The organism is Myxococcales bacterium, from assembly GCA_016720545.1.
Taxonomy (GTDB): domain Bacteria; phylum Myxococcota_A; class Polyangia; order Polyangiales; family Polyangiaceae; genus JAAFHV01.
Genome location: JADKKK010000003.1, coordinates 268,994 through 290,740 on the forward strand (window position 1 = coordinate 268,994; position 21,747 = coordinate 290,740).

General features: G+C 72.4%; 13 protein-coding genes and 1 pseudogene. 3 read left to right on the forward strand and 11 right to left on the reverse strand.

Annotation, left to right across the window (positions count from 1 at the left end; translation table 11 throughout):
• Positions 1-12: 12 nt before the first annotated feature.
• Entirely contained in the window at positions 13-3,522 is a 3,510-nt protein-coding gene (locus IPQ09_08215) for a hypothetical protein (GenBank protein ID MBL0194196.1), read from the reverse strand.
• Positions 3,519-6,329: a protein kinase gene (locus IPQ09_08220; protein MBL0194197.1), complete on the reverse strand. Its 2,811-nt coding sequence runs from the start codon at positions 6,327-6,329 to the stop codon at positions 3,519-3,521. The genes IPQ09_08215 and IPQ09_08220 overlap by 4 nt, the downstream gene beginning before the upstream one ends.
• 200 nt (positions 6,330-6,529) lie before the next feature.
• On the opposite strand from IPQ09_08220, the gene IPQ09_08225 reads away from it, so the two are divergent.
• Positions 6,530-6,763, forward strand: coding sequence for a heavy-metal-associated domain-containing protein (locus IPQ09_08225; protein MBL0194198.1), 234 nt, complete (start codon positions 6,530-6,532; stop codon positions 6,761-6,763).
• Here IPQ09_08225 and IPQ09_08230 read toward each other — a convergent pair.
• From IPQ09_08230 to IPQ09_08265, 8 genes and pseudogenes are all read right to left on the reverse strand, one after another.
• A complete protein-coding gene (locus IPQ09_08230) occupies positions 6,753-9,218 on the reverse strand; it encodes an HAD-IC family P-type ATPase (protein ID MBL0194199.1) in 2,466 nt (821 codons plus the stop codon). The genes IPQ09_08225 and IPQ09_08230 overlap by 11 nt on opposite strands.
• A gap of 58 nt (positions 9,219-9,276) precedes the next feature.
• A complete protein-coding gene (locus IPQ09_08235; protein MBL0194200.1) occupies positions 9,277-10,491 on the reverse strand; it encodes an aspartate aminotransferase family protein in 1,215 nt (404 codons plus the stop codon).
• 61 nt (positions 10,492-10,552) lie between these two features.
• Positions 10,553-11,650 carry a hypothetical protein gene (locus tag IPQ09_08240; protein ID MBL0194201.1) on the reverse strand — a complete coding sequence of 366 codons (1,098 nt, stop codon included), beginning with the start codon at positions 11,648-11,650 and terminating at the stop codon, positions 10,553-10,555.
• Positions 11,562-12,317: pseudogene (locus tag IPQ09_08245) on the reverse strand (hypothetical protein). Before IPQ09_08245 ends, IPQ09_08240 begins: the two are co-directional and overlap by 89 nt.
• Before the next feature lie 47 nt (positions 12,318-12,364).
• A complete protein-coding gene (gene kbl, locus IPQ09_08250; GenBank protein MBL0194202.1) occupies positions 12,365-13,561 on the reverse strand; it encodes a glycine C-acetyltransferase in 1,197 nt (398 codons plus the stop codon).
• A gap of 61 nt (positions 13,562-13,622) precedes the next feature.
• Positions 13,623-15,497: a S41 family peptidase gene (locus IPQ09_08255; GenBank protein MBL0194203.1), complete on the reverse strand. Its 1,875-nt coding sequence runs from the start codon at positions 15,495-15,497 to the stop codon at positions 13,623-13,625.
• A 66-nt stretch (positions 15,498-15,563) separates the two neighbouring features.
• Entirely contained in the window at positions 15,564-16,394 is an 831-nt protein-coding gene (locus tag IPQ09_08260; protein MBL0194204.1) for a sigma-70 family RNA polymerase sigma factor, read from the reverse strand.
• Positions 16,395-16,433: 39 nt separating this feature from the next.
• Positions 16,434-18,986: a hypothetical protein gene (locus IPQ09_08265; GenBank protein MBL0194205.1), complete on the reverse strand. Its 2,553-nt coding sequence runs from the start codon at positions 18,984-18,986 to the stop codon at positions 16,434-16,436.
• A gap of 297 nt (positions 18,987-19,283) precedes the next feature.
• Here IPQ09_08265 and IPQ09_08270 point away from each other — a divergent pair, with 297 nt between their 5' ends.
• Both IPQ09_08270 and IPQ09_08275 read left to right on the forward strand, forming a co-directional pair.
• On the forward strand, positions 19,284-19,727 hold the full coding sequence (locus IPQ09_08270) for a hypothetical protein (GenBank protein MBL0194206.1): 444 nt from the start codon (positions 19,284-19,286) through the stop codon (positions 19,725-19,727).
• A 56-nt stretch (positions 19,728-19,783) separates the two neighbouring features.
• Entirely contained in the window at positions 19,784-20,644 is an 861-nt protein-coding gene (locus tag IPQ09_08275; GenBank protein MBL0194207.1) for an OmpA family protein, read from the forward strand.
• Positions 20,645-20,682: 38 nt separating this feature from the next.
• Here IPQ09_08275 and IPQ09_08280 read toward each other — a convergent pair whose 3' ends face one another.
• Positions 20,683-21,678 carry an alpha/beta hydrolase family protein gene (locus IPQ09_08280; protein ID MBL0194208.1) on the reverse strand — a complete coding sequence of 332 codons (996 nt, stop codon included), beginning with the start codon at positions 21,676-21,678 and terminating at the stop codon, positions 20,683-20,685.
• Positions 21,679-21,747 lie beyond the last annotated feature (69 nt).

Here is a 21,747-nt window from a genome sequence, read left to right on the forward strand (position 1 = left end):
GTCGGTCGCGAGCTACCGACGCGCGCGGAGGACGCGCACCTCGATGGAGGCGCCGCGGTGGTCGGGGTTCAGCGCGAGGACGTCCTCGAACGCCGCGAGGGCGTCCATCTGCCGGCCGAGCGCCTTCAGGAGCTTGCCTCGGTAGAAGTGCGCGGTCTCACACACGGGGTCGTCGGCGATGATGAGATCGAACTCGCCCACGAACTCGAGCGCCTCGTTCGGCCGGCTCTGCGAGCGCACCCAGGTGAGCAGCGCGCGGTACTCCGCTTGAGACGGATCCCCCTCGACGGCCTTCTCGGCGAGCACCTCCGCCGACGGGATGTCGCCGCGCTTCAACGCGGCCTCCGCGAGGCGGAAGTCGGTGACGGCACCGAGCGCGCGCTCCGCGTCGGCGACGCCCTCTTCCTCGATCTCGACCTCGCCGAGGTCGACCGGGGCGGACTGCTCGGGCCGCGAGGCGAAGGCCGTCGGGCTCGCGGCGACCTGAGGCCGCGGCGCGGGCCGGGGAGGCGCGAAGACGGGGCGAGCCGCGATCGCGGTCTTCTCGTCGTCGTCGTCGTCGGGTGGCGGCTCCGCGTGCCGGAGGTTCTCACGCGACGGCGGCGGTGGCGGCGGTGGCGGCGGTGCCGGTGCCTCGGCGGCCGCTGGGCGGATGGGGCGGATCATCGGGCGGCGCCCGCCGGCCGGCAGAGGCGCTCGCACGGCGGGCTGCGCAGGCTGCGCAGACTGGACAGACTGGACAGACTGGACAGGGGCCGCAGGCGGCGGCGGTGGCGCGGGCGGCGCGGGCTGCACACGCGGGGCGACGGGAGGCGCGGCATGGACCGGAGGCGCGACCGGCGCGGCGACCGGTGCCGGCGCAGCGTTCGCGGCGCGGGCGGCCATCGGGCCCTTCTTCTGACCCTTGAACGCGAACTGGCGCGTCACCGCGAAGGTGTAGACAAGAGAGTTGACCACTTCCTCGTCGGTCACCCCTCGATCGATGAGCTCCGCGTACGTGAGGCTCTCCGTGCGCAGCAGGGCCATGACGGCCTCCTCTTCGCCCGTGAGCACCAGCGACTCGAACGCGCACTCCTCGAAGAAGACGAGCGGGTGCTTCGAGATACGGAGCAGCGTGGCGCGGATGCGGTCGCGATCGCGCCACTGGCGAGTGGCGGTGAGGATCGCGTTGAGCGCGCCCTGCAGCTCGATGTTCGCAGCGCCCCAGTCGGCGAGCGAGTTGACGTTGTAGAAGTACGAGTACGTCGACTCGACGGGCAGGTTCGTGAGGGTCGCGAGGTTCTCGAGCAGCTGCAGCTCGAGGCCGAGACCCACCACCGACTCGGGCATGCCGACGTTCGCGACGAGGTGCTGCCCGAAGAGGAGCCCAGCCTGCTTCGCCTCGGCCGACAGCGCGTCGAGGCCGGCGCCGTCGAGCTGCTCGAGCCGCGCGAGCGCCTCGCCCAGCTTGATCCCCCCGTAGGCCAGCCGCACCTTCGCGGGTACGCCAGCGACGAAATAGACCGCGTGCTCGAACTCGCCCTCCATGAACACCACGGTGCCCGTGAGCGCGTGGTCGAGCATGTACACGAGCACGTGGACCAGCGGGGTCGTCGACAGCACGCCCTCGGCCGTGGGGGTGACTCCCTCGGGGCGCATGCGAGCCGCGGGCGCAGGGCGCGGCGGGCGCGCGGCGGGCGCGGCGGGCGCCCGCGCGAAGTCCTGCCCTACGCGCGACGGCGTAGTGCCGATCGAGGGGCTCGAGCGCTTCAAGTCGCCGCTGCTCGGGCGCATGTTGGCGCTCGAGGTCTTCATGTTGGCGCTCGAGGCCTTCTGGCTGCTCGGGCTCGACCAGCCGGAGTAGTCCGGTGGAGCGACGGGCGGAGGCGCCGGCGAGACGTCGACGCCGAGCGCGATCGGCGGCCGGTTGGCGCGCGGATCGGGGAGCGCACTCCGCGCCTCCGCGGGCGGCGGCTCCGGCGCGGGCGCCTGCTGCGGCGGTGTCCAGGCCGCGACCGGGGGTGGCGCTGGCGGCGGCGGCGGCTCTGGCGGGGGATCCGAGCCGCCTCCTGCGTTGGCCTCTTCCTGGGGGAAGCCCTCGAGGCCCTTCTTCCACCCGTCGATGCTCACCACGCGGTTGATTTGCCGAGGCGGCTCGCGGGGGTTCGGCTTGCCGAGGTCGATCTCGGCGCCGTTCGCGATCACGCCGCCGCGCGCGTCCATGACGATCTTGAGCTTCGGCTTGTCGAGCGAGCCCGCGGCGCCACGCGTGACCTCGGCCACTTCGCCTGTCGAGAGCTGCACCACCGTGCCGATGGGGATGAGCCCGAGCGCGGCGACCGCCATTCGCAGCACGGTCTTGTCGGACGGATCGGTGAGCTCGGCGTCGAGGCTGGCTACCGCGAAGTCGGTGGTGGGCGGCGGGAGGCCGGGCTCCGGCGTGAGGAGGTCGTTGTAGCGCCGCGCGATGCGCATGATGCGCGCGTGCACCGTCGGCTGGCGCTGCCCGCGGTAGAGCGGCCCAAGCCACTGCTGCCTGCGCATCCACTGGGCCTCGTAGGCGACGACGGTGCGCGTGATGGTGGGCTCGTTGACGCGACCGAGGGCCGTAAGGACCGCCGCGGTGCCGGCGGCGAGGCGGTCTTCCTGGTCCTCCGACAGGGTGGTGGTCGTCATCATCGCGGCGAACTCGCCGGCGTTGGCCTTGCTGAGGGCGAACGCGCGCGGCCTCGCGACGTCATGCATCATGGCGGCCATCGCCACCTGGGCGAGCACCACGCGATCGGACGTGACCTCACGCGCGATCGCCACGGCGAGGATCGCCGAGTTGACCGCGCGGCCCGCTTCGTCGTGGTTCGCGTTACGCACCTCGGTGACCCCCAGGAACGCCGGCGTGGTGCCGTCGGAGAGGTCGACGAGGCTCTGCGCGACGCGTTTGATGCGCCGCGGGAGCATGTAGTGACTGGACTCCAAGTCCTCGAAAAACCTACGCAAAACGACGACAGCCGACGCATAGGTGCGGCGAATTCGCTGCTCTTGATCGAGCTTCTCGACGTCGATGCCGCGCATGCGCGCCGCGTCAGCCACCTGGCGCAAGCGGATCTTCGCCGTGGGCGAGCGGAAGTTGCCTCGCTCGCTGCGCATGCACCGCGAGATCTCCTCGGCGAAGGCGAGCATCTCTTCGCGCGAGATGTCGCGCTGCATGATGAGCTCGGAGCCGCCGAGCCACTCGAAGATCTCGCCGAGCTCCGTGGCGAGCTGGTAGGTCCCGCGCGAGCCTTTCAGGAGCTGCCCGCCGACGAACGCGGCGCGGTGCGCGAAGAGGATGTTGAGGTTGGTCCCCGATCGCAGGCAGTAGTCGGCGACGATGTTGACGGTCTGATCGAGCTGCTGGAGGAACGCCTGGTTCGTCAGGTTGTGCACCTGCGCCAGCTTCGCGAGCTTGTAGACCGCCATGAGGGCGTTCGAGCCCTGGTCGCGCGCGTGCTCACGACGGACGAGCTCGCCCGCGTCGTTCGTCACGATATCGAGCCGCATCGTCATGACGGCGAGCCCTCCACGCGCGCTGCGATCTTGGAGAGCGCCGTGGTGGCGGCCTGGCGGGTCTCCTCGGCCGTGCCCCACCGCGACTGAAACACCTCGTTGAGCGCGGCGATCGCGCCGCGTGAGCGCGCGTACTCGCCTAGCACCTCGCACGCGATCGCGCGGGTCGACTCGCGCGACTCGGACGCGAGCATGCCGCCCTTCCGAGCCAGGTCGAGCAGGAGCGGTTCGCCACGCTCGGGGCCGAGCAGGTAGAGCGCTCGCAGGACCTCTCGGCGCTCGTCGGCGCCGAGCTCGAAGAAGTTCTTCGCCTGGGTCATGCGCTGCACGGGCAGCCACGCGCCACGCAAGCCGTAGCGAATGATGGCGCGGAGCGACGCCATTCGCACGAGCGCCGACGGGTTCTCGAGCATGCGAGAGACCTCGTTCACCGCCTGGTCGGGCGAGCCCATCATCAGGATGCGCGCCTCGACGCGCACGTTGACGTCGTCGGTCTGGGCGAGGCTGGAGAGCGCCTGCCGAGCGGCGGGGGTGCCCGTGCGCCCGAGCAGCGCCACGATGGCGGCGGCGAGGTCGCTGTCGGCGCCGAGCGCGACCTGCGCGACCTCGGCCTCGCGGCCCGTGAGGTGCCGCTCGAGGAAGCCGATGAGCAGGGCGCGCACGGGCGGCGGCGACGGCTCGCGGAGCGCGTTTTGTACGCCCGTGAACTCGTTCGCAGGGAGGAGCGCCATGATGGGGGCGAACGCCTCGACGCGCGCCGGATCTTCCCGGAGGGTGCGCACGATGAGATCGAGGGTCTCTCCGCCAAAGAGCGCGCTCGTGAGGACGCTCACGAGCTTCCGGTGGCTCTCCGCGCTCGGCACCCGCGGCGCGAGGCGCTCGCAGACGGCCGAGTAGAGCTGGACGAGGACGTCCACCCTGCCGGCGACCACGAGGTCCTGCCCCGACTTGCGGAGCGAGGCGAGGACGAGGGGCGCGTCGCGATTGGCCGCGGCGTCGAGGAAGCCGTCGACGAGGGCGTCGACGAAGCGCTCGGCCCACTGATCGCGGCCGACCTCGAACTGGGCGAGCATGGCGCCCTTCACCACGTCGTCGAGGCCGAGGACGCTGGCCACCTTCGGGGCCGTGAGCGCGGTCTTGTCCGTGGAGAGCGCCATCGTGCGCGTCTCGAGGCGGCTGATGTTCTCGCGGTTGGCCGACTCGGCCATGGCCTCGAGGCGATCGGACTCTTCGAAGAAGGCCTCGCGCGCGCCGGCGTCGCCTTCGGCGAAGGCCTCGGCGCACTCGTAGGTGATGCTCGGGAGCGCGCGCTCCCAGAACGCCGCCGCGAGGTCGTCCTCGGGGGGCAGGTCCCGCGCGGGGTCGAGCATGAAGAGCGTGAGCGTCTCCCTCAGCTCGTCGATGGAGATGCCCGGACCTAGCCGCATGCTGCGGATCCCGCACGCGAAGAGGTTGTAGGGGATGGAGTCGTAGGGGGCTTGGGGCTCCCACACGTTGTGGCCCAACGTGACGAACGAGTACGGGCGCACCGAGAACTGCAGGAGCTCGGGGTCGCGGCCGAGCGCCTCGCGGAAGGCGTCGTGGGCCGTGCGCAGCGAGCGATCGGTCGCGGGGTGCGCCCAACCGAACTGCCTCACGCTCGGGAGCACCCGGTCGAGGTGACGCAGGACGTCGCGGGCCCCTTGAACCCGCGGATCGTTCTCTGGCACCTCGGGGGCGGGGGGCGCAGCCTGGACGGGCGGCTTGGGGACCGCGCGCGCGCCCGACGCGGCGTCGGTGTGCGACCCCGAGGGGAGCTGGGCGTTCGCCTTTGGCGAGGACCCGCTGCTCGAGACCTCCTGAGGTGACGGGGCGGCCGCTTGAGGCTGCGCGACCGGCGCGGGCGCCGGCGCGGGCGCTGCCCGTCGACCACCGTACGAGAGCGGCTCGCCGCCCGCGTTCTTGAGCGCCTCGAGCACGGCCGCCTGCATCTCGCGCGCATCGGCGAAGCGGTTGCGTCGGTCCCACTGGAGCGACTTGTCCGTGAGCGCGATGACGTCGATGGGCAGATTCGGCGCAAGACGGGCCACGGAGGGCACCGGCTTCGTGGCCGCCATCACGAGCGCCTCTTGCTCGGTGCGGCCGTTGTTGATGCGGTGCCCCGTCACGAGCGCGTGGAGCATGGCGCCCACGGAGAAGATGTCGGCGCGGCCGTCGAGCTGATCGACGAGCCCCATCGCCTGCTCCGGGGACATGTAGGCCGGCGTGCCGAGCGCGGTGCCGGTCGCGGTGCGTTCGCTCGTGGCGTCGCGCATCTGGGCGACGCCGAAGTCGAGCACCTTGATGTCACCGGTGTCGGTGATGAAGATGTTCGCGGGCTTGAGGTCGCGGTGGATGACGTTGATGGCGTGGCAGGCGACGAGACAGTCGAGCACGCGCTCGCAGATTTGAAGGACGCGTACGACGGGCATCGTGCGGCCCGACTTCTTCCACGCGTCGCGGACCGTCTCGCCCTCGAGGAGCTCCATCACGAGGAACGGCTCGCCGTTCTCGGTCTCGTCGTCGTCCTGGACCTGAACCGTCGCCGGATGCCCGACCTTGTTCGAGACGTACGCCTCGCGGAGAAAGCGCTCGACCACCGTGCGCTCTCGCGCGAAGTCGGCGTGGAGGATCTTCAACGCGGCGCGCGTGCTGTTGCGGTGGACGGCCGCGTACACGGCGGCCATTCCTCCGACTCCAAGGAGGGACTCGATGGTCCACTTGCCTTTGATGACCTGCCCAACCCTGGCTGCCGGGTTGGCCGCGTCGGTCTGGTTCTTCGCCGCCACGTTCTATTCCACCGGAGGTCGGGCCACACTAGAAGACGGCGGGAGCGCCGGACTCAGGCGTCGACGAGCTACAGAATAGCGAGCCTCGCGCTACGTTCCCAGGAAGTTTTGGCATTTCGCTCGGTCGCCGCGCCGTCAGCCGCGGGCATCCTGGCATGCGACGTGCGAGCGCTCGCTCACCACCCGAGAGGTAGGACACCATGCCGACGATCGTGCTGAATATCGAGGGGATGACGTGCGGGGGCTGCGTGAAGGCGGTGCAAAATGTGCTGGGCCGGCTAGAAGGTGCCGAGGTCGTCGAAGTGAGCGTCGGCCGCGCAGTACTGCGTTTCGGTTCAGCGTGGGGAGGTGATTCGAGCCCGGCGGTCGCGGCGATCGCCAAGGCAGGCTTCACCGCGCGCGTCGCGGAACCTGCGGGGGACGCTACGCGCTGAGGCGACGCACCGCGAGCAGGCCGAGCACGGCCGCGGCGAGGCCCGCGAGCGGCGCGAGCGGCGTGGGGATAACGCCGAACGCGAGCCCGAGCACGGCCACGACCGTGGGCGCTACGCCGAACACGAGGCCACGCCGCACTCGCTCGCGCAGGCTCCGGGCGAGGCTCAGGGCGAGCGCCGCGGCGCGCACGTCGTCGGTGGCGAGGAGCACGGCGAAGTCACCGGGGAGGCCGATCGAGCCGAGCGCGATCGACACGTCGGCCGCGGCAAGCGCGGCGTCGTCGGCCACCGCGCGCCCCACCACCGCCACGACGTGGCCTCCCTCGGCGAGGGCTCGCACCTCGGCGGCGCGGTCCTGCGGGAGCACCTCGGGCCTCACGTGGTCGATGTCGAGCGCCCGCGCGAGGGTATCGCAGGCCTCGCGCGTCTCGCCGCTCACGAGCACGGGCTCGACGCGAGCCTCGAGCAATCGCTGGATCGCGGCGCGCGCCCCGGGTCGCAGCGCGTCTTGGAGGGCGACGAGACCGGCGAGCTTGCCCGAGAGCGCGACGAGCACGACGCTCGCCCCCTGGGCCTCGAGCTCGCGGACGCGCTCCTCCGAGGCGGCGACGCTCACGCGCTCCTTCAACAGGTGGGCGCGGCTCCCGACGATGAGCGGCTCGCCGTTGGCGAGGAGCGCCGTCACGCCGAGGCCCTCGTGTGTGAGGACGCTGCGAAGCGACTCGGCCACCACGCCCTCGCCCGCCGCGGCCCCTAGGAGCGCCTTGCCGGCGGGCGTGCCACGCGAGCCCTCGGCGCCCGCGGCGAGCGCCAAGATGCGCTTTCGATCGTAGACGCGCGCGCCGAGCGGATCGATCGCGATGACCTCGGGCTCGCCCATGAGGACGGTGCCGCGGGAGCACAGGACGGCCACGTCGCTCATGCCCGCGAGCTCCAGCGCGCGGGCGTCGCGGAAGGCGATGCCCGCGGTCAGGGCGTCCTGCTGGGTCGCCGCCGTGGCGAGCGTGAGCGTGGCGACCACTCCGACCACCGAGAGGGATGTCCCCGCCGCGAAGGCGGCCGACAGTACGCCGAGCCAGGGCGCGTTGCTCGCGAACTCGGCCGCGCCGACGAGCGCGCACACGATGGGCAGCGCGCGGGGTGTCCACACACGCACGAGGCCGAAGAGGCCGGCGGTCTCGCGCCCCGCGAACCGTCGCGTCGCGAGGCGCTCTCGCCCCACGGCGCTGGCCTCCACGACGAGCTCGCCCTCGAGCACGGTGAGGCCCGCCAGGACCGCGTCGCCGGCGGCCTTGGTGGCCTCAGTGCCCGCGAACGCCCATGGGATCACCGTGGCCCGGCCGCGAACCACGACCCCGTCCACGCGCAGAACCTCGCCAGCCGCGACGGCCACGCGATCGCCGAGGCGGAGGTCGGAGGAAGGGAGCGTCACCGTGGTCGATCCGACGACCCGCCGCGCACCTCCGCCCAAGTGGGCGGCGAGTTCCTCTGTATATCCAAGCACTTCCGCTTCTGCCCTGAGCGCCGCGAGCTGCGACAACACGAGCGCCGCGACCGCGAGCCCGGCCGCGGAGACCACGCCTCCCGCCTGGTCGACGCGGAGCGCGGCCGCCACGACCGCGACCGCGACCAGGCCGAGCGTGGGCGCGCCCGCGATCCATGGCGAGGGCTCGCCAAGGACCCGCGGCTTTCGCACGAACCACGGCACCAGCAGCGCCGCGCCGAGCAGCACGAGGCCCGCGCGGAGCCGCGGCTCGGGGACGCCCGCCAGGGCCAAGGCGAACGCCCCCGCGCCCGCCACCACCGCGGCGAGAGGTAGCCAGAGTCGCGCGAAGGGCGCGCGGGTCACCTGCCCGGACGCGGGCGACGGTTCGTCGAGCGACCGCTGGGTGTGCGGCGCCGGCAGCGACGCGGGCTCCTCCTCCGCCCACCGGGCGTAGTCTACGGAGGGCGCGAGGTACGGCTCGTCGACGGCGCTCTGCGACGCGGGCGCCGGCGGCGGCGCGGAGGGCGCGAGCTCCTCGAGCGGCGGCGTGGAGGCCCACGAGCGGAGGGTGGGGTGGGAGGGCGGGTCGGTGTCGCGCCGGGCCCCGTCGTCGGCGGGGTCATCGACATCGATCGAGACCTCGGGCGCTGCCGGCGTGCGCGGGCGTGTGCGCGGCCCCGACTCGACGGCCTGGTCGCGCGGCGACGGCGCCACGCCCGGCGGCCTCGCCGACGGCGCCACGCCCGGCGGCCTCGCCGAGCGAGTGAGCGACGCCACCCGCGGGGGCTCCGCGGTGAGGTCGAACGACCGCTCCGCCGACGGCGAGCTCTCGACGTACGCAGCCTTGCAGCTCGCGTCGCAGAAGTAGCGGAAGCGCCCGTCGAGGATCGCCACGTGCCCCGCGCGCAGCGGATCGGTCGGCCTCCCACAGCCGAGGCACTGCACGGGGTCTTGTGCGGCTTGACTCATGGGTCTGCGAGTCGCCTTGTGCCGCGCCCTCGCGCGGAACGCAAGCGACGCTGGCCGATCACCCGCCGCGCTCGCTCGCCATGGCTCGGAGCGTGGCCTTCAGCAGGCCGACGGCGTCGGTCAGCTGGGCCTCTGTCACCACGAGAGGCGGCACGAAGCGTATGACGCGTGCGCCCGCGCCCGTGAGCAGCAGCCCAGCGACAGCGGCACGAGCCACGACGTCGCGTGCGACCCACCCTGGCGCCAGCACCAGGCCTCGCAGGAGCCCCACGCCGCGCTCCGCCTCGCACACGCTCGGGAGCTCGGCGACGAGACCGCGCAGCCCCGCCGCGAGGTGCTCACCCTTGGCGCGGGCACCCTCCACGAGCCCCTCCGTCGCGACGGCCGAAAGCACGGCGCGCGCCGCGGCGCAGCCAAGCGGGTTGCCCGCATAGGTGGAGCCGTGCGTGCCCGGGGGCAGCGCCTCGGCGAGGGCCTCCCGCGTGAGGATCGCGCCTATCGGGAAGCCCCCGCCGAGCCCCTTCGCGAGCGCCACGGCGTCCGGCGCGACGCCGGCCCGCTGGAAGCCGAACCACGCGCCCGTGCGACCCACCCCCGTCTGCACCTCGTCGAACAGCAGCAGCGCGCCGCGCGCGTCGCAGGCCGCGCGGAGGCCCGCGAGGAAGCCCTCCGGCGCAGGCAGCACCCCGCCCTCGCCTTGAATGGGCTCGACCACGACCGCGGCGAACTCGTCGGTCAGGGCCGCGCGCACCGCTTCGAGGTCGCCGTAGGGCACGTGCGTGACACCGGCGACCTCTCCGAAGCCTTCCCGATACTTGGGCGTCCCCGTGAGGCTGAGGGCGCCCATGGTGCGACCGTGAAACGCGTTGTCGAACGCGAGAAAACGCGTGCGCGAGAGCTGGCCTCTGCCGAAGAAATGATGGCGCGCGAGCTTGAACAGCGCCTCGAGCGCCTCCGCGCCCGAGTTGCAGAACATGGCCCGATCGAAGCCCGACAGACGGCAGAGCTCGTCGGCCAGCAGCACGTTCTCTTCGTTGTAGAACCAGTTCGACACGTGCCCGAGCTTCGCGACCTGCGCCGATACGGCGGCCACATACGCGGGGTGGGCGTGCCCGAGCGTGCACACAGCGACCCCGGCCGCCATGTCCAGGTAGCGCGCGCCCTCCACGTCCCACACCTCGCAGCCCTTGCCGCGCGAGAGCACGAACGGCGCGGGCCGATAGTTCGGGTAGAGGCGCTGGCTGGCGAGGGCGAGGAGCTCGGCGTTGTTCATGGCGGTGACGCGCAGCTTAGCAGCCCCGAGTAGCGAGGCGATCTCCCTCCCCCCTCGAGGGTCAGCGGAGACGCGCCACGACCGAGCCCGTCGCGGGCAGCTCGAGGGTGATCTTCGCCCCCTCGCGGCGCGCGATCCCCGCGCCGAGCGCCCGCTCGGTGAGCGTGCCCTCCACCTCGGCCACGCCGGACTGAGCCGCCTCGGTGAGGTTCTCGGCGACCAGCCACGCCTCCGAGGCGTCGGAGCGCACGAAGGCGAACACGCTCGGGTTCCCCACGTCGACGAGCTTCATGTCGCCCGCGCCGAACACCCGCCGGCCGCGCCGCAGCGCGAGGAGCTGCTTGTAATGTACATACATCGACCCGGGCTCGGCTCGCTCGGCCTCGACGTTCGTCACGTCGGCGTCGGGGGCGAGGGCGAGCCAGGGCTTCCCCGTGGAGAAGCCGTGGTTCTGCCCGCCGCGCGTCCAGGGCATGGGGGTGCGCGCCGAGTCGCGATTGTCGACCACCTTCTCGGCGCCGGGGCGGAGGCCGAGCTCCTCGCCGTAATAGATGTAGGGAGTGCCCCGCGCGAGCAGCTGGATCTCCACCGCGCGCCGGTGCCGCCACTCCTTCCCCTGCGCCACCGCGTACGCGCGCCCGACGTCGTGCGAGCCGATGACGAGGGCGCTTTGGGCACCGGCCGGGAACGTGGCGGCCGACTCGAACGCGCGGTCGATCTGGGCGCGGCTCTCCGACTGGAAGGCGAGCGGCCACAGGTATCCATAGTCGAACAGGAAGGCCATCTGGAACATGTCGGAGCCAGAGCCGAAGTAGGCCTTCGGGCTCTCGAACAGCACCGACTCGGCGACCATCGCGCGGTCCGGGAACGTGTCGAGCACGCCGCGGAGCTTCCGTAGGTACTCGCCGGTCTTGGGCTGGAGCGCGCCGCAATCCTTCGCGACGGGCGACTCGTAGAGCAATCCGATCACGTCGCAGCGGAAGCCATCGACGCCCTTCTCGAGCCACCTCCGCGCGACGCCGAGGGTGTCGGAGACCACGGCCGGATCGTCGAAGTTGAGGTCGGGCTGACCCAGGGTAAAACCTATGAAAATAATACTGATTTCGGGTCGGATCGAGCGTCCACGGCGTGGTCCCGAACTGCGCGTTGAAGGGGCCACACGCGTTCGTCGGCGAGGAGGCCGTGTCCGACCACACGTACGTGTTCGCGCGGGGGCCGGTCTTGTCCTTGCGCGACTCTTGGAACCAGGGGTGCGCCTCCGAGGTGTGGTTGAACACGAGGTCGAGGAACACGCGCATCTTGCGGTTGTGGGCTTCGTCCAGCAGCTCCTTCAGGTCGGCGTCGGTGCCGTACTCCGGCGCGATCGCGTCGTAGTCGGCGACGTCGTAGCCCGAGTCCTTGAAGGGGCTCTTGAAGATCGGCATGAGCCACAGAGCATCGACCCCGAGGCGCTGCAGATCGTCGAGCCGCGAGGTGAGGCCCTTCAGGTCGCCGATGCCGTCGCCGTTCGAGTCCTGGAACGAGCGGACCATCACCTCGTAGAACACCGCGTGGCGGTACCAGTCGGGCCCCGTGAGGAGCGCCGCGGCCCTGGCCTGCTGCTCCGCGGTGGGCTCGGTGGGCGCCGCGGGCGCGGGCGCGGGCGCGGGGGCAGGCGTCGTGGCCGCGCTGCATGCGGCCGCGAGGAGCCCGAGGGCCGCCGCGAGGCGCGCGAGCGCGGTCAGGGGTCGCGTGGTTCGGCGAGGTACGGGCGCGCTCATGAGCCCATGGGAGGGGAGAACTCGGCGGACGGCAAGCGGCCCGATCCTGCGGCGCCTCGCGGCCATGGCTGAGCGGACCGAACCGCGGGCAAGGCGCGATGCGAGCGCCGCTGCTACGCCAACACGCCGAGGCGCTTGCCCGCGCGCGCGAACGCCGCGATCGCCTGGTCGACCTGGGCCTCCGAGTGGTCGGCGGAGAGCTGCACCCGGATGCGCGCCTCCCCCTTCGGAACGACGGGAAAGTAGAACCCAATCACGTAGATACCCTCTTCCAGCAGCGCCGCGGCGAGCTCCTGCGAGAGCCGCGCGTCGCCGAGCATGACCGGCACGATCGGGTGGACGCCGTCCTTCACGGCGAAGCCCGCCGCCTTCATCCCCGAGCGGAAGCGCTCGGCGTTGGCCATGACCTTGTCGCGCAGCGCCGTGGTGCCGTCGAGGAGGTCGAGCACCGCCAGCGACGCGCCCACGATCGCCGGCGGGAGCGAGTTCGAGAACAGGTACGGGCGCGAGCGCTGGCGCAGCAGGTCGATGATCTCCTGCTTGCCGGTCGTGAAGCCGCCCGCGGCGCCGCCCAGCGCCTTGCCGAGCGTGCTCGTCATCACGTCGATCCGCTTGGCGACCCCGAAGTGCTCCGGCGTACCGCGGCCGGTGGCGCCGATGAACCCGCTCGCGTGGGAGTCGTCGACCATCACCATGGCGCCGTATTTCTCGGCGAGGTCGCAGATGATGTCGAGCTTGGCCAGGTAGCCGTCCATCGAGAACACGCCGTCGGTCGCGATCATGCGGAGGCGCTTGCCCTGGGTCTTCTGGAGGGCCTCCTCGAGGGCGGCCATGTCGCCGTTGGGGTAGCGGTGCCGCTCGGCCTTGCACAGGCTGATGCCGTCGATGATCGACGCGTGGTTGAGGGCGTCGGAGATGACCGCGTCCTCCTCGCCGAGGAGCGTCTCGAAGAGGCCGCCGTTCGCGTCGAAGCAGGAGCTGTAGAGGATGGCGTCTTCGGTGCCGAAGAAGGAGGAGATGCGCTGTTCGAGGGCCTTGTGGTGGTCTTGCGTGCCGCAGATGAAGCGCACCGAGCTCATGCCGAAGCCGCGGCGATCGATCGCCTCGTGCGCAGCGCGGATCACCGCGGGGTGGGACGAGAGCCCGAGGTAGTTGTTCGCGCAGAAGTTCAGCACCTCGCCGCCGCCGCCCTCGCCGACCTGCACCGCGGCGGCCTGAGGGCTCACGAGCACGCGCTCGTTCTTGTAGAGGCCCGCATCGCGGATCTCTTGGAGGGTGCGGGAGTAGACCTGTTGGGCGGCGTCGAACATGGGCCCACACGGTAGTCCGATTCACGCCCGATCGCGACGGTGGCTCGGTGCGTCTGGAGTGCTAGCGCTTCTTCGCCACCGGCGCGCGGCGCGGCCAACCCTGGGCGAGGCTGCGCAAGGCGAGGCACACGTCCGGATCTTTGCACGCGCCAACGTCCTCGCGGAGCACACTCCAGCCGTCGGCCCGCGCCCGCTTGCCGGAGCGCATGTCGGGGCCCCGCCAGCTCGGCGGGGCGTGCGCGATCGTCGCCTCGCGACCCTCGACAGGGCCGGCGCCCGCGCCCTCGAACGGCACGACGAGCGACGGCGCGAGCCCCACGCGCTGCACCGGCGTTCCATCGGGGAGCGCGTAGAGCAAGGTGGTGAGCCGGAGGATGCCGGTGCGCGGCTCGTCGTCGAAGTACTCTTGCGCGCAGCCCTTGCCGAACGTGCGTCGCCCGACCGAGGGGCCGCGGCCGTAGGTCGCGATCGCGCCGGCCATCATCTCGGCCGCGCTCGCGGTGGCGCCATCGACCAGGGTGGCGAGCGGGCCGCGGTACACGTCCTGGTCGGGCGGCTCGGTGGCGCGCTCGACCTCGACCGTGCCGTCCCGGCGCTTCATCGGGAACAGCGAGACCCCCGGCAAAAAGAGCCCGATCGCGTGCATCGCGCCGTCGGTCGAGCCGCCGCCGTTGCCGCGCAGGTCGAGCACCACGCCGGCCAGGGGGCGCGCGCCTTCGCGCTCGCGGCGGAGCGCCCGGGCGAGCTCTTCGCCGAGGTCCTCGCGCACGTCGTGGATGGCCACCACGACGACGTCGCCTGCGCCCCACTTCACGCGCTCGACGGGGAGGGCCAGGGCGGCGTCCGCCGCGGGCGCCGGAGCGCTGCCGCGAGGTCCGCCGACGGAGAGGCTGACGAGCTTCCCTCCGCGGAGCACCGTCGCGCTGACGGCGGCCTTGGCCTCCGACGCGACGAACCCGAGCTGCTCGATCTGCTCGATGGGGAGCCCGGCGAGCGGCACGTCCGCGATGGAGAGCAGCACGTCGCCCGGGACGAGCGGCGCGGTGACCCCCTCCGAGAGCGCCACGCCCACAGGGGTGATTTCGCTCTTCGTCCAGAGCGGGTGCGGGGCGTTCGCCGCGAGGTCGACGTCGTAGACGCTCGCCTCTTCGTCGTACGGAGCCCAGGCGCCGTGAGGGTCGACGAGCGGCACGTAGGCGCGCACGGCCGCCGAGAGCACCAGCTCGCCCCACCCGCGCGCGGGGAGCGTCGGGAAGAAGCGGTCGCGCGCCCCCTCCGCGAAGGGCTTGCCCTCGGGCCCTACGGCGCGCTCGAAGCCGCCGACGCGGAGGCCGAGCTCGCGGGCCGCGACCTTCGCCTCGCCCGCGGCCGGGAGCGGCGCGCTCGCCCCAGAGAGATCGCCCACGGTGGCGCTCGCGCGGCCCGCGTCGAAGACGACGCGGAGCTCGTCGACCCAGCGCGCGAGGACCTCGCCGGACGCGTCGGCCGAGGGGCACCCGCGGCCGTGGCGCGCCTGGAGCTCCGGCAGCAGGCGCCGCAGCTCGACCCCGAGGGCATCGCGCGGGGCGTCCGCCGCCACGCTCCAGAGCGCGTGAGGGTCAAGCCAGTCCGAGGCCGAGTCGACGAACGGGCCGAGCTCGACGCGGGCCGGCGGCGACGCCATATTCCCATGGACTTGCCAGATGATACGATGCGCATCATCGCACCGGAGCGCGCTCGGTTTGCCGCTCGGCGTGTGGAAGGCGTACCCGGGCGGCTCGTCGTCTTCGTCGGCCGCCTCGTCGGGCGCTGGCGCCGGCCCCACCTTCTGCTCGTGCACCGTCACGGTGGGAGCGGGCGCGACGCGCGCCTCGTGCCGCGCGTAGAGCCCCGTGCACACGGCCGCGGCGAGCGCGACGGCGGCGAGCGAGACGGCGGCGACCTGAGGCGTCCTCACGGGCATCCAACGTACCAGCCGGCGACGACGCGGGCCGCCTTCTTGGCGTCACGCCCGGCGGGAACCTTAGGAGGCCCTGGCGATCGCGCTCACGTCCGAGGCGAGGTCGCCGAGCTCGCGGCGGAGCTTGCCACGCGCGCGCTCTTCGATCTGCCGCACGCGCTCCTTCGAGACCCCGAGGCGCGCGCCGAGCGCCTGGAGTGTGGGCGGGTCTTCGGTCATGATGCGCTCGCGCACGATCAGCTCTTCCCGCGCGGTGAGGGTGCCGAGCGCGGCCTTCACGTGGTCGGAGGCGCGCGCTTGGCGTTCGTTCGCCGAGGCGTTCTCCTCCGGCGTGGGCTCGGGAGAGCCCAGCCGTTCGACCATCGGAGACTGATCCTCGAGGCCCGCGTCGAGGCTCGCCTCGCGGCCGGCGAGGATGGGAAGCAGCGTCGCGATTCGCTCGGCCGACAGGCCCGACACCTCCGCGAGCGCCTCGGCCGAGGTGTCGCGCCCCGTACGGAAGGCGCGGAGGGCACGGCGCTCACCCTTCGTGGTGCCCACGCGGACCACTCGGAAGGTGCGGACGACGTACTCTCGGATCTCGGCGCGTATCCAATAAGCGGCGTAGGTCGCGAGCCGGCAATCTTTGCCGGGGTCGAACTTGGCCGCCGCGCGGAGCAGACCGAGGTTGCCCTGCTGCACGATGTCCTCGAGCGGCACGCCCCAGCGCCGGTACTCGAGGGCGATCGAGACGACGAACGGGAGACACGCCGACACGAGCTTGCCGCCGGCGCGACGATCGCCGGCGAGGAAGCGGCGGGCGAGCTCCTGCTCCGCCTCGCGCGTCAGCGGCTTCAGCGCCGCAAGCTGCTGCCGGTAGAACGGGAAGCTGCCTTCTTGGAGTGCCGAGCCCATAGAAATACTCCGATCTCGTGGAGCCCTGGCAGCGGCGGTTCACCGCCCGCGGGGACCTCCCGCTCCCTTGCACCGGCGGTGCCACACGCAATGCGGGCGCGATCGCGCAGGCAGCGCGGCGAGCCCACCCGAAGACGCGCAACCCGGACGGCGCGGCTCACAGCGTGGCGAAAATTCTGCGCGCCCAGCCCGCCTCCCGGGGGTCACGCGCGGAGGACGACGCCCTCCGAGACGAGTCCAGCCCGATGACCGCGGGCGCTCGAAGCTCAAAGCGCGGCGCCGTTTCAGCGCGCGCCCAGCGGCGCGAACAGGAGCTCCACGTCGTCTTCCGTTAGGGCGGCGCTGCCCTCGCCCTCGCCCAGAATGGCGTCGGCGACCGTGCGCTTGCGGCGCTGGAGGCGGAGCATCCGCTCCTCGACGCTGCCCGCGACGTAGAGGTGATGCACGAACACGGGGCGCGCCTGGCCGATGCGGTACGCGCGATCGGTAGCCTGCGCCTGTACGGCGGGGTTCCACCACGGATCGTAGTGGATCACGGTGTCGGCCCCGGTGAGGGTGAGCCCCGTGCCGCCCGCGCGGAGGCTGATGAGGAAGACGTCGACCTCTTCCTTCTCGAAGCGCCCGATGGCCTCCGGCCGATCGACGGTGCTCCCCCGTGAGCGTCGTGTAGCGCTTGCCGCGCGCCGCGAGCGCGCCCTCGAGCAGGGTGATCATGCTGGTGAACTGAGAGAACACCAGCACGCGATGGCCATCGCCGAGCAGCTGCATCATGAGCTCGTCGAACACGCGGAGCTTCGCCGACTCCTGCGCCGAGGCGCCGGTCATGTTGACGAGGCGCGGATCGCAGCACACCTGCCGCAGCTTGGTGAGGGCGCCGAGAATGGGGATGGTCGAGGCCGAGAGCCCCTTCTTCTTGATGAGCTTGCGCACCTCCGCGTGGGCGGCCACGCGGATGCTCTCGTAGAGCTCGCGCTGCTCGCCGCGCAGCTCGATGGGGCGGTGGAGCTCGGTCTTGGGCGGGAGCTCCTTGGCGACCTCGGCCTTCGTGCGGCGCAGGATGTAGGGCGCGAGCACGCCGCGGAGGGACTCGAGGCGGTCGGCGTTGCGCTGCTTCTCGATGGGGAAGCGGTAGAACCGGGAGAAGTGGAGCTCGTCGCCGAGGAGGCCGGGGTTCAAGAAGTCGGACAGGGCCCACAGCTCGCCGAGGTGGTTCTCCACCGGCGTGCCCGTGAGGCAGAGCCTGTGCTCAGCGCGGATGGCGCGCACAGCGCCGTGGGCCCGGCTCTTGTCGTTCTTGATGGTCTGCGCCTCGTCGAGCACCAGGATCGAGAAGGCGTGCTCGGCGAGCTTCTCCTCGTCGCGGATCGCGACGGGGTAGCTCGTGACGACGAGATCGGCCGCGTCGAAGCGCTCGTAGGCGTCGGCGCGATCGGGACCGTGGAGAGGCACGACGCGGAGGCGCGGGGCGAACTTCCCCGTCTCGCGCGCCCAGTTGTTCACGAGGCTCGTGGGCGCGACGATGAGCGCCGGGCGAGTGAGCAGGCCGCGCTGCTTGAGGAGCGCGAGGTGGGCGATGGTCTGGAGGGTCTTGCCGAGGCCCATGTCGTCCGCGAGGACGCCGCCCACACCTCGATCGACGAGGTGCTGGAGCCACGCGAGGCCCTCGCGCTGGTAGGGGCGGAGCTCGGCGCGTAGACCGTCCGGCGCGGCGCAAGGCGGCGGATCGCCCATGCTGGCCGCGTCGCGCCAGGCGTCGCGCAGCGCGCCGGTGAAGCGCAGCTCGGCGTCTTCGGCCTGAAAGAGCTCGTCGAGGTGGCCGAGGGCGCCCGCGCGCTGCGGCGGCACCGGGAGCGCGCCGCGCTCGAGCGGCTTCCCGTCGTAGAGCTCGGCGAGCACGCGAAGGATCGCGCGGAGCCGCGCGGTGGGGATGGCGAGAAATACGTGCTCTTTCACCGGCACGGCCACGCACTTGCCGGCGCGCCGCGCGATGTCGGCGAGGCCCTCGCCGCTACCGCTCTTCTCGAGGAGGTCGAGGAGCGCGGGGAGGAGGGAGACGCGCTGTCCGCCGAGCTCGATGCCGAGCTCCACGCCGAACCAGTCTTCGCGATCGGCGCCGCGATCGCGTCGCTCGACGGCGTCGACGTCGGCGTACCATCGCGGCTCCGGCTCGACGGTCTTCCACTCGTGGGCCTCGTCGACCACGACGCGGAAGCCGAGGCGACGGAGCTGGGGAACCACCGCGCTCTGGAAGGTGCAGTAGTCCGAGGCCGAGCCCTCGCACGCGATCACGTAGTCGGCGTGGACGCCCGGCGCGGCGGCCATGTCGTCGAGACACGACAGATCCAGCACGCCGAAGCCCTCGATGAGGCGGCGGGCGCGGAGCTCGGCCGCCCGATCGCGGACGGCGCCGGTCGTGCCCGCGTCTTCTTCGTCTTCTTCTTCGTCGTCGTCGTCCGCCAGGGCAGGCAGCACGAGACCCCCGTAGTCGAACGAGAGCGCGAGCAGCGGCATGCGGGTGGTCTCGTACGACGAGCTGAGGCCGCTCATGCGGTGCGAGACCACATCGTCGGTGAAGATGCGCAAGCACGGCACGGGCGCCCCCTCCGCGGAACCCCCCGGGGAACAGGCGGGCGGGTTCGTGCGGACACGGAGCTCGCTCGGAGGGGCGGCGGACGAAGGGCGCGCGGGGGGCGGGACGGGCGGGCGCGAGCGTACGGAAGGGGGCTGCTCGAAGGCGCGCGTGGCCTCGGAGTCGGGGACGATCACGAGCGAACTTAGATCACATCTCTCCGCGATCTGTCGAATGTAGAATGCACAAAAGAACGTTCTCAGGTATTCATCACTCCCGGTTCATGGCGACACACTCGCAGGTTCGTGGATCGTTCGCCGATGCTTGCAACCCTCATCTTCTTGTTCGAGGCCCGCCCGGCCCCTAGCTCGCGTCTGATCGTCCCACGCGGACCCTCCTCGCACGGGGCTTGGATCATGGGCGCCGCGCTCGCGGGCTCGCTCGGGTGCGGGCCCAGCCTGCCCGTCCCACGCGAGCGACTCACCACGGCGGAGGCGGAGCTCGCCGAAGCCGAGCGCGCCGGCGCGACGCGCGTGCCGAAGGCGAAGGAGTCCTACGCCGCGGCGGCCGCGCGCATCCTGCGTGCGCGCGCGTTCATCCGGGAAGACAAGAACGGCGAGGCGGCGCTCCTGCTTTTGCGCGCCGAGGCCGACGCCTCGCTCGCGGCAGCGCAGGCCCGCGAGGGCGTGGCCGAAGAGAAGGTGGCCCGCGCGAAGGCCCTGATCGCCGAGGAGGAGCGCCTCTCGGGAACGGGGGCGCGGTGACGCAACCCGAGCGACGCGCGCGCGTGGAGCGTGCGGCCGAAGCCCAGCGTCTCGCCGTGTCCGGCTCGGCCCTCGTGTCCGTCGCGCTGCTCGCGCTCGCGACGACGCTCGAGGCGTGTGCGCCGATCCCCGCGCCGCGCGAGCTCGTGGTGGCCCGTGCGGCCTTTCGGCGCGCCCAGACGGCGACGCCCGACGCCCCGGTGGAGGTCGACCATGCGCGACGCGCGCTTGGGGCCGCCGAGCAGCGATTCCAGGAGATCGGCGCCGAGCCAGAGGTGTCGAGCCTGGCCTTTGTGGCCGAGCGCCAGGCGCAGCGCGCGGAGAGCGCGGCGAGGCGTGTTCGCCTCGAGCGCGAGCTCACCGAGCTCACCGCGGCCGCAAAGGCGCGGGCGGTCGCGCGCGACGTGCGGGCCCGCGAGGCCGAGGCGAAGGCGCGGGACGAGCTCGCCCGGAAGACCCGCGAGCTCGAGGCCGCGGCGCAGCTCGCCGGGGCGCGGCGCGAAGCGGAGGAGCGCGCGCAACGCGCGACCGACGCGCTCCGAAAGATCGCGACCGCGGTGCGCACCGAGCCGCGCGGCGTGGTGCTGACGTTCGCCGAGGCGACGCTCTTCGCTCAAGGCGCGACCGCGCCCTCGCCGGGCGGGCGCGCCAAGCTCGACGAGCTGGCGACCACGCTCCAGCGCGACCGCCCCGGCGTCCGTACGGCGGTGGAGGCCCACACCGACAACCAGCGCTCGAAGCAGCAGAACGCCAGACTCTCGAAGGCCCGCGCGGAGGCCGTCGCAGCCTACCTGGCGAAGAAGGGGCTGTCCGGCGTTCGCGCCGAGGGGCTCGGCGAGCAGCGCCCGCTGGCGTCGAACTCGACCACCGAGGGCCGGCTCACCAACCGACGCGTGGAGATCGTGCTCGAACCCTGACGGGTCGGCGGAGCGGCACGTCGGGCTGGCCGGGCGCGTCAGCGCTCGCGCAGCCGCGCGAACGCGTCGGTGACGGCGCGCGCGTGCGCCGAACGATAGAACAGCGCCTGCGTGACGTGCCCCGCCGGCTTGCGGCGCAGCTCGCACCGCCAGTACCGCGCGAGCGCCTCCGCCTCGTGCCGTACGACGAACTCGTCGTGCTGGCCGTACACGATGATGGCAGCGCGAGGGAACACCGGCGGCGGATGCCGGCTGATGCGCACGGGCGCGAGCACCTCCTCGAACAGGCTCGTCGCGGCGTTGCGGGAACCGACGTCGCGCACGAGGCTTGCCCAGTCGACTACACGGGTCATCGCGTCTCGTGTGAAGACAGGGAGCACCGAGTCACCAGCGCCCCGCAGGATGGCGGCGAGCGGGAACGGCGAGAGCGCCGCCACGAAGCCGCCCATGAAGCCGCCCTGACTAAACCCGCTTACACCCACATCCTCGCACACCTCGGCGCGCAGAAAGGCGAGGAGCGCGCGCCCCTCGTCCACGGTCGCGAGGTTCAGCGCGAAGTGCTCGGCGACGGTCCGGATGCGCGGCCCCACCTGGCCCGCGGGCCGACGAAGCCCGTAGAGCGGGCTCTCGAGGGAGGCGACCCCGAGCCCCTCGGGGAACAGGTGCCGCGCGAAGAGGCGCCGCCGCGCGAAGCCCTCCTCCGCCGTGGCCGCGAGCAGCAGGCACACGCCGCGTGGCTTCGCCGGCAGCAGCAGCTCGAAATGGGCCGTGCGAGCCTCGCGCGGCAGCAGCCGAGCCAGCGGCGACTCGAACGTGCCGCGCCGCACGCGCACGCCGAGCGTGGTCTTCTCGGGCCGCTCCCACGCGAGGTTGGCCACGCCCACCTCACGCGCGTGCGTGTAGTCGCGGATCTCGCCCGAGATCCCGCGCAGCGTGGCGACGTCGCCGAAGCCGTCCTCGAAGAGCTTCCCCTTGCGGGCGAGCCGAGCGACCAGGCGATCGACGAGCACGTGCGCGAGGCGTGACGCGCTCATGAAGGTCGAGTACCACGAATGGTCGGCGGAGGCTGCCGGACCGCGCGGCGCGAGCCCCGGACACGCCGA